We start from the raw sequence: 9,110 nt of genomic DNA on the forward strand, positions 1-9,110 counted from the left end.
CGCCTGGGGTTCCGGTGCGGCACGCATGGTGCCCCGGAGCGCGGCTTCGTCGCCGCGGACCCGGCCGTGCCCGTCAGGACAAGGCCGGGAAGAGAGCAGTGATCCCGCAGTCGTCGCGGAGATCAACCTGGCCCGACTTTACCCTTGCGTAAGGGTTTGAGTCACGCAGAGCGACTGAGACAACCGTCACAGGAAGGGATTTTCACGCGTTTTTCCTGATGAATCCCTGCAATCAAGATGACAGGCGCATTTCTACTGCGATAACCCAAAGTGATTTTTTGGGTGGGAACCTGGGTTGTTCACACATATCGCTCAGACAGGGTGCTCCCGGCCTTTCCGAGCCGGGAGAACACCGCACGGCCTCGGCCGTCACCGCGTCGGAGAACGCCCTCAGCTGGTGGCGTTGTCCCGAGTCCGCTGCTCGCGCAGCCTCTCAGCGAACTCCTCGGCCATCGCCAGCTGTTTGCGCAGGGTCTGGCAGCGGGCGACGATGGCCGCCTCGAAGGCGTCGAGCCTCTCGGTCAGGGCCTCCCGCTCCTCCTGGCCGGTCTCTGCCGCGTTCAGCTGGTCGATGGTCTCCAACAGCTCACGGGTCTCCTCCAGATTGAACTCCAGAGGCTTCATGCGCTTGATGAGGTTCAGCCGCTCCACGTCCGTCTCGGTGTAGAGCCGGAAACCGCCGCGGGAGCGCGCCGAGGATTCTACCAGGCCGACCTCTCCGTAGTAGCGAATCGTGCGCAGGGACAGACCGGTCCGTTCGGCGACCTCGCCTATCTGCATGTGCTGCGCCCCGGGCATCGCGGCACCCTTTCTCACTAGTTCCACTCCAACGCCGTTCGTCTGTTCGTTGACGACCACCGGTCGCGTAACCGTAGCGTGCCCGAACGCCGAAAGAGTCCATACCTCGGCAGAGGGCCTGCCCGGGACACGGTGGGGGAGGCGGGAAGACGGGCCCGGTCCGTCCCCCGGGGGACGGACCGGGCCCGTCTTCAGGAGCGCTCCTCCTCGCCGACCGGTGCGGGCACGCCGCCGGCCCCGGCCCCGGGCGCATCGTCGCGGTGCCGGAGCGACAACAGGTAGCCCAGCCCGAGCACGATGGACGTGCCGATGGCCGTGTACCAGGTGAATCCGACCAGCTCCGGCTCGAAGAGGAACAGCCAGACCATGGTCACCACAGCGGCGGCGAAGGCGATCACGGCGTCGGTCTGACGCGCCCTGCGGACCCACAGCCCCAGGAAGAACGCACCGAGCAGGCCGCCGTAGGTCAGACTCGCCACGGACAGTCCCAGTTCGACGACGGGGTTGTCCGTACCGGTGAACATCGCCGCCGCCCCGACGAACACCAGCCCCCAGCCGAGGGTGAACAGCCGGCCGAGCCGCAGCCCCTGGGCGCCGGTGAGCGTCCGGCGGGCGAACCGCTCGTACAGGTCCGCCATGGTCGAGGACGACAGCGCCGACAGCGACGACGAGAGGGTGCTCATCGCCGAAGCCATGATCCCGGCGAGCAGCAGGCCCGACAGCCCGACGGGCAGGCCCTCGACGATGAAGGTCGGGAAGAGCTCGTCGGAGTTGGCGAGCCCGAGCCGGTCCACCGAGGCACCGTCGAAGTAGGAGTACAGCGCCAGGCCCACGGTGAGGAACAGGGCGAACTGGAAGAACACCACGACGGCACTGCCGACCACCGCCTTCTGGGCGTCGCGCAGGCTGCGGCAGCCCAGCAGCCGCTGCACGATGATCTGGTCGGCGCCGTGGGAGGCGGTGGACAGCAGGGCACCGCCCAGCACCGCCGTGACCGTCGCGTACGGTGCCGAGATCGGATTCGACGTGAGGTCGAGGAACTGGGTCTTGCCCGCGTCGGCCGCGACCGCGAGGAAGTTCACGTCGAGGCTGGCCGTGATGACGATCAGCGCGGCGACACCGCCGACCACGTACAGCCCCATCTGCAACACATCGACCCAGACCACGGCCCTGATTCCGCCGATGAGGGTGTAGAGGACCGTGACGGCCCCGAGCAGCGCGATGATCGCGAAGTAGGACAGTTCCAGCCCGTAGGAGTCCAGGACGATCTTCATCGGGATGGCGGCGGCGAACAGCCGTACCCCGTCAGCGAGCAGCCGGGTGAACAGGAACGCGACCGATGCCGTGCTCTGCATGCCGCGACCGAAGCGCGCACCGAGGTAGGAGTAGGCCGTGGTCATCTCGCCCCGGTAGTAGCGGGGCAGCAGCACGAAGGCGACGACCACCCGCCCGATGAGATAGCCGATCGCCACTTGCAGGAACGTGACGTTGCCCAGGTAGGCCACACCGGGGATGCTGATCACGGTCAGGGCGCTGGTCTCGGTGGCCACCACCGAGAGGCACACCGCCCACCAGGGCAGCTGTCGGCTGCCGATGAAGTAGTCCTTCGCGTCACGCTGTCGGCCGGACAGCTTCAGGCCGAGCCATGCCGAACACAGCAGGTACACCACGATGACCACGAGATCGATGGGTTGCACTGCGGGCCTCCGGGGGGTGCGGGGTGTGGGGGGCACGGGCGGGTCGTTCAGGAGCTCTGCGTGTCGACGCGCAGGCGCTGGGGGGCGGTGGCCGCCGGTTCGGGGAGCCGGAGCGGTCCGGTTCCGGGGGTGATGCGTCCCGCCACCGGCGCCCGTCGGGCACCGGTACAGGTCGGCACGGACCCGGGAATCCCGTGCCAGGTGAGGAAACCGATCAGCGCGAACAGGTAGGCCTCCTTCGCGTCGCCGTCCAGCCCGAGGTCCTCGGACCTGCCGAGCCGGGCCGGATAGACCCGGGCGGCGAGCCGCTCCACCAGGGCCGGGTTCCGCACCCCGCCGCCGGAGGCGAGTACCTCGGCCACACCGTAAGGACGCAGCGCCTCCGCGACGGTGGTGGCGGTGAGTTCCACCAGGGTGGCCAGCAGGTCACCGTCACACGGTGTGCCGACGTGCCGCAGTGCGGCGTCGAGGTAGTCGGAGCCGAACAGTTCCACCCCGGTGGACTTCGGCGGGGCCATACGGTAGTACGGCTCCTCGGCGAGCAGGTGCTCCAGCAGGGCGGGGTCGGGCCGGCCGGAGCGGGCAAGCGCCCCGTCCGTGTCGAAGTCGGCGCGACCGCCGGTCACCCGGCGCGTCGCCGCGTCGAGCAGGGCGTTGCCCGGACCGGTGTCGAAGGCCTCCGGCGGATCCCCGCCCCGAACGACCGTGACGTTGGCGATGCCGCCGAGGTTCAGGGCGGCGACCGGTTCCGTGCGCCCACCGAGCAGGAGGGTGTCCAGCAGACCGGCCAGGGGCGCTCCCTGGCCGCCCGCTGCCACGTCGGCCACCCGCAGGTCCGAGACCACGGGCAGGCCCGTGGCCTCGGCGATCCATGCGGGCTGGCCGAGCTGCAAGGTCCCGTTCACCGTGGCGCCGCTGGCCCAGTGGAACAGGGTCTGGCCGTGCGAGGCGACCAGATCGGCCCGGCCCCCGGCGAACTCGTCGATCCCCAGGCGTGCCGCCTCAGCGAACTCCCGGCCTATGCGGGTGTCGATCCGGCACACGGCCTCCAGCGTCGTCGGTGCCGGAGGAAGGGCGCCACGGATCTCCTCCCGGAGGTCAGCCGGATAGGGCGTGGTGCGGTGACCCAGCGGAGCCAGGCGCACGAGCGGCCCGTCCAGGTCGATGCGCGCGGCGGCCACGTCGATTCCGTCGGCCGAGGTACCGGAGGACAACCCGATGACGATCATGCGTTCCTGTTTCGGGAGTGGCGGGTGGGCCCAGGGGGAGCCGGTCAGGGCGCGGTGTGTGGCACCGGCGGGGACGGAGTGTCCCCGGTCAACGATGCGTCCGGGGGTGAAGCACCCGGTTCCGAGTCACTGTCCGAGCCGATGAGGAACTCGCGAACCCGCTCGACACCCATTTTCCGTACCTCCTCCGGCCGGGAAAAGTTTTGCCAGCCGTATACCCGGCGTTGCGGCCTCGTCAATCCTCGTCCGGTCGACAGATCACAGCTCCGGCGCGCACGCGGCGGATGCTGGACGGCCCGGTCCCGCCGAAGTCCCGCCCGGTCCGGGACGCAGAAAGGCCCCGCCGAGCTGTCGCTCGGCGGGGCCGTGGGGAATGTCAGGCCGGTGCGGCGGTCACCTCTCGGCGGTTCGCACAACGCGGCTCCTGCCGCCCGTGGGCGCGGTATTCCGCGAAGGCTCTGTGTGGCGCCCGGGGACACTTACGACCGCACTGACCTGTGCTGTCTGTAACGGGAGGGGCTGGGGGGATATTCCCCACGTCACACGCGTGTGTGCTCCCAGTCTCCCCCTCCTGCGGCGCCGGTGCGCGCACACGGGTGCCGGGTGGGGCGGGGAAGCACTGTTCCCGGGAGGCCGACCACGGTTTCAGGCCGGCGCGCCGGGTCGGAGACCGTGGAGGATGTCGGCCGTCGCCTCAGGCCGGCAGACGTGGAGACAGTGTCCGGCGTCGATTTCCCTTGGTCGGACGCCCAGGCGTTGCTCGGCGGCCTGGCGCATCCACTCGGGACGCAGGGTCCGGTCGGCGGTCGGCAGGACGAAGGTCGATTCGACGCCGGGCCGTTCGGGCACGGGACCGTGGCCGTAGACGAGCACGGGGGCGAACTCACGCAGGGTGCCCAGCGCCCACTCCCGCGTCTCCTCCGCGCAGTCGTGGAACAGGAACCCGCGCGCGGCCTGGTGGTCGGTGACGGGGTTGACGCCGATCCAGTCAGGGTTGAACAGTGCCGTGGGATCCTCCTGGATCTCCTCGATCAGGCTCCTGCCTCCGACGAAGTCGGGGATGTAGGCGGCCAGCCACACCATGGCAGCCGCCCCGACGGCGTCGGCGATCGCCGGAAGCACCGCGCCCGAACCGGAGTGCGCCACGACGACCGGGTGATGCACCTGTTCCCCGAGCTGGTCGGACGCCGACCGCGCGTAGTCCTCGACGGTGAACTCCGGTTGGTCGGTGGGCAGGTCCACCGTCACGCTGCGGTGTGCGCGTCGCGCGAGGGACTCGCGCAGCGGGTCCCAGCCCTCAGGAGACTGTGTCGTGCCATGCACCAGGACGAACTCCATCGCGTCTCACTTCCTTGTGCCCGGGCCCGAACGGGACGGCGTACGGGCCCTCACAGTTCCCGGGCCAGTAGCGGGATCTGCCCGCCCGCCAGGACGGCCTCGATCTGGCGTTCGGAAAGACTGTGACGCAGCCGGTAGTCCTCCCCTCTGGTCTCGTTGTGCAGGGTCAGCTCCCGTGCCCCTCGTAGGGCGGCGGGAAGGTCCTCCAGTACCAGGACGTCTCCGGCGCCGATCCGGTCGTGGTCGCCGGGGTCGGTGAACTCCAGGGCCAGGACTCCGAAGTTGGCCAGGTTCTGCCAGTGGATGCGCGCGAAGGACTTGGCCACCACCGCACGCAGACCCAGGTAGCGGGGGGTGATGGCTGCGTGCTCGCGTGAGGACCCCTGCCCGTAGTTCTCCCCGCCGACGATGATGTGGCCCGTGCCGTCGGTGGTCTCCATCGCGCGCTTCGGATAGTTCTCGTCGATGCGTGTGAAGGTGAACTCTGCGAGCTTGGGCACGTTGGAGCGGTAGGGAAGCGCTGCCGCTCCAGCGGGCGAGATCTCGTCGGTGGAGACGTCGTCGCCGACCTTCAGTAGCACGGGGGCGCTGATCCGGTCCGGTAGCGGCGGAAAGTCCGGCAGGGACGAGATGTTGGGCCCCTTCACCAGCTCGGCGCGCTCTTCCCCGGGCTCGGGCGGCGGTGTGAGCATGCGGGTGTTGACACTGTGCCGGTCGGGCAGGCGCAGGTCCGGGACCGGCAGGTCGAGCTTCTCGGCCAGGTCGCGGGGGTCGGTGATGGTTCCGGTGAGCGCGGAGGCCGCTGCGGTCTCCGGCGAGCACAGCCATACCGCGTCGTCGGCCGTCCCCGAGCGTCCCGGGAAGTTCCGGGGGAACGTGCGCAGGGAGTTCTGTCCGGAGGCGGGCGCCTGTCCCATGCCGATGCAGCCGAGGCACCCGGACTGGTGGATGCGGGCGCCCGCGGTGATCAGGTCGGTGACCGCCCCCATACGGGTGAGGTCGGTGAGGATCTGGCGTGAGGACGGGTTCACGTCGAAGCTCACCGAGGTGTCGGTCTGGCGTCCCCGCACGATGGCCGCGGCCACGGCGAAGTCGCGTAGCCCCGGGTTGGCCGACGAACCGATGACGACCTGGCCGATATCGGTCCCGGCGACCTCGCGCACCGGGACGACGTTGCCCGGTGATGAGGGGCTGGCGATCAGCGGTTCGATCTCCGACAGATCGATCTCCTCGGTCACGTCGTAGTGCGCGTCCTCGTCGGCGAGCAGTTCGGTGAAGTCGCCCTCTCGCCCCTCCTTGCGCAGGAAGTCGCGCACGGCTCCGTCGGAGGGGAACACCGTGGTGGTGGCGCCGAGCTCCGCGCCCATATTCGCGATGACGTGCCGGTCCATCGCGCCGAGGGAGTCCAGGCCGGGGCCGTGGTACTCGATGACGCGGTTCACCCCGCCCTTGACCCCGTGTCGGCGCAGCATCTCCAGGATGACGTCCTTGGCGGAGGTCCACGGCGGGAGCTCCCCGGTCAGCCGCACGCCCCAGATCTCGGGCATGCGGACGTAGAGCGGCCTGCCGGCGATGGCCGTGGCGGCCTCGAACCCGCCGACCCCGATCGCGAGCATCCCCAGTGATCCGGCCGAGCACGTGTGGGAGTCAGAGCCCACCATCGTCTTTCCCGGCACGCCGAAGCGCTGCATGTGCGTGGGATGGGAGACCCCGTTGCCGGGCTTGGAGTACCAGATGCCGAAGCGGCGGCACGCCGACTCCAGGAAGACGTGGTCGTCGGCGTTCTTCTCGTCAGCTTGCAGAAGGTTGTGGTCCACGTACTGGACGCTGACCTCGGTGCGTGCCCGGTCCAGGCCGAGCGCCTCCAGCTCCTGCATGACCAGGGTGCCGGTGGCGTCCTGTGTGAGGGTCTGGTCGACCCTGATCCCGATCTCGGCCCCGGGTGCCATCTCCCCGGAGACCAGGTGGGAGGTGATGAGTTTGTGTGCGACGCTGTCGCCCATGACGGCCCCCTTCCGCTCAACGGAAATCTGTGCGCACGCCTGCTCATCTTGATGCCCGCTGGACCTCGTTCTCATGTCGCCGAGAGGCCGTGTGCTGTGACATACCAGGGAGCGCGCCCGGTCCCGAAGGGTGCGGGGGCCGCCCGGAGGCCTCGTGCGACCGAGCCCCGGGCGATCGCGGTCAGGTGGTGTCGCCGATCAGGCCTTTGACGAAGGAGCGGTAGTCGCGCAGGGTGAGACGGAGCGATTCGGTGTCGGTGCCTTCGCCGTCGTTCCAGGCGGAGCGGAGCGTGGAGCGGCGTTCCTCGATCGCGGAGACCACGGCGTCGGCGACCTCCGCCGCCAGCGCGTCCGCCTCGCGCACGGACTGCTGCGGGTCGTCGACGAACCCGCCCTGTGCTCCGCTCCAGCGCTGCCGTACCCCGTCAGGGTCCATCCCGCGCGGCCGGGGCAGCCACGGCTGTCCCGAGCGGTCCGCGGCGGTCCGCTGCCCGGGTACCCGTCTCGGCGCGGTCCGCTTCGCCGGTTCCTTGCGTTCACTCGTCCTGGCGGCGCCGGCGCCTGCCCCGGGAACGGCCGCCTCGGCTGTCTCCGGCCCGGGCTTTTCCGGGGTCCTCTTCCGGCTGGGTCCGGTCATCTGCGTCTCCTCACTCCCTCTCCCGTCCTCTTCGCGTCCGAACGGCTGCCGTGGGGCGGTGCCCCGGGTTCGCCGTCCCCGCAGGATTTCCCGGTCCTGCGCGCGCAGGGTCCACCGGACTCTGCGCGGTCCCGGATCCCTGTGTCCAGCGGTGTCGCCGGAGTCGCTCACCGTCCTCCTCCCGGTTCCCTCTCCTGCTGCTTCACCACGTGTTCCTCCGCCGCCGCGGCGTTGGCCGCCGATAGTCCGCCCAGAAGGGCGTCCACCAGGCCGCGGTGGGCCACCAGCACTTCGCGCAGGTGCTCGGTGCGTGGGTGGTCCGGCTCGGTGGGGTGTGGGGCCTCCCGCATGCGGCGCACCTCGGCGACCGCGGTGGGAAGGTCCACCGACAGGTCCTTGAGCCGCCGCTCGAAGCCCTCGTCAGGCGAAGGGTCGGGGTAGCCCAGATCCGCCATGATCGTGCCCACCAGGCCGCGGGCGTCCTGAACGGCGCGTCCGGGGTCGTCCACGAAGACCTGCTGGATCGCGGACCAGGTGCCGGCGTGCGCCTCGCGTTCCTGAACGGTGAGCTCGCGGAGTTCGGTGCCCTCGCGGCGGCGGAGCCGTGCGGACAGGTCGCGCTCGGCGGCCGCCGCGTCTTCGTGAGCCTGGACGGCGTGGTCGTATTCGGTACCGAAGTGTCTTCTGAGCCGGGCGGTGCGCCAGGCCGGGAGGAGAGTGGAACGCGCGGCGATCGCTGTTCCTACGGCGAGGGCGATTACCGCTAAGGCGACCAGGGCGACGGCGATGGTTCCGGTCTCCATGGGGGGATACCTCCTGTGTGTTTGTCTCTCCCCTGGAGGCCCTCCCAAAACTCGCCTGCTTTTCGGTTGGGACGTTTGTGTCTGGAATGACGGAAGAGACCGAACACAGCGGTCAGACTCGAGTTCTTGCAGGTGCCTGGACCGTGTTGACCGCTGACCCTAATCCTGAAGTTGAACTTCCTGAAGTTGGGTTTTCAGTGTGCCCCCGTGCACAGGGGTGCCCCGCCCCAGGGGGTTGGGGAAACCTGGAGCGGTGGCCCGCCCCCTGCGGCGAAGCGCCGCTGGAAGCTCTACCCCCGGGACGCACGGCCGGGGTCTGCTGCACGCTTCCCCAACTCCCTGGGACGCTCGCCATCTGCACGCCCTACTCCCCTGCGGCGGGGCGCCGCTCCAGGCTCCCCCAGCTCTTCGCCTTTCACGCAGCACCACGCCAAAGATCTCTTCCTGTATCGATCCTTCTCCGAATACGCAAGGGACTCATGAGAGGGGAAAGGCACTGAAGATCTGGATGCGGTTAACTCCGTACGCCCGGTGTCCGGTCATGGTCTAGTCGAGGAGCAGACCCGTTGACTTCTTCTGCTGGGAGTAGGACAAAGCGGTGGCCA

7 protein-coding genes are annotated in these 9,110 nt (G+C 69.5%); all 7 read right to left on the reverse strand.

Annotated elements, in window-relative coordinates; genetic code table 11:
• Positions 1-390 precede the first annotated feature (390 nt).
• Entirely contained in the window at positions 391-798 is a 408-nt protein-coding gene (locus tag AC0T5L_RS26895) for a MerR family transcriptional regulator (RefSeq protein ID WP_476168297.1), read from the reverse strand.
• Between the two features lie 191 nt (positions 799-989).
• Positions 990-2,495, reverse strand: coding sequence for a sodium:solute symporter (locus AC0T5L_RS26900; RefSeq protein ID WP_476168298.1), 1,506 nt, complete (start codon positions 2,493-2,495; stop codon positions 990-992).
• Between the two features lie 47 nt (positions 2,496-2,542).
• On the reverse strand, positions 2,543-3,724 hold the full coding sequence (locus tag AC0T5L_RS26905; RefSeq protein ID WP_476168299.1) for an anhydro-N-acetylmuramic acid kinase: 1,182 nt from the start codon (positions 3,722-3,724) through the stop codon (positions 2,543-2,545).
• Positions 3,725-4,369: 645 nt separating this feature from the next.
• Positions 4,370-5,062 carry an alpha/beta fold hydrolase gene (locus AC0T5L_RS26910; protein ID WP_476168300.1) on the reverse strand — a complete coding sequence of 231 codons (693 nt, stop codon included), beginning with the start codon at positions 5,060-5,062 and terminating at the stop codon, positions 4,370-4,372.
• 50 nt (positions 5,063-5,112) lie between these two features.
• Positions 5,113-7,065, reverse strand: coding sequence for an aconitate hydratase (locus tag AC0T5L_RS26915; RefSeq protein ID WP_476168301.1), 1,953 nt, complete (start codon positions 7,063-7,065; stop codon positions 5,113-5,115).
• A gap of 181 nt (positions 7,066-7,246) precedes the next feature.
• A complete protein-coding gene (locus AC0T5L_RS26920) occupies positions 7,247-7,702 on the reverse strand; it encodes a hypothetical protein (RefSeq protein ID WP_476168302.1) in 456 nt (151 codons plus the stop codon).
• 167 nt (positions 7,703-7,869) lie between these two features.
• Positions 7,870-8,505, reverse strand: a complete 636-nt coding sequence (locus AC0T5L_RS26925; protein ID WP_476168303.1) for a hypothetical protein — start codon at positions 8,503-8,505, stop codon at positions 7,870-7,872.
• Positions 8,506-9,110 lie beyond the last annotated feature (605 nt).

The organism is Nocardiopsis sp. TRM 82005, assembly GCF_056312425.1.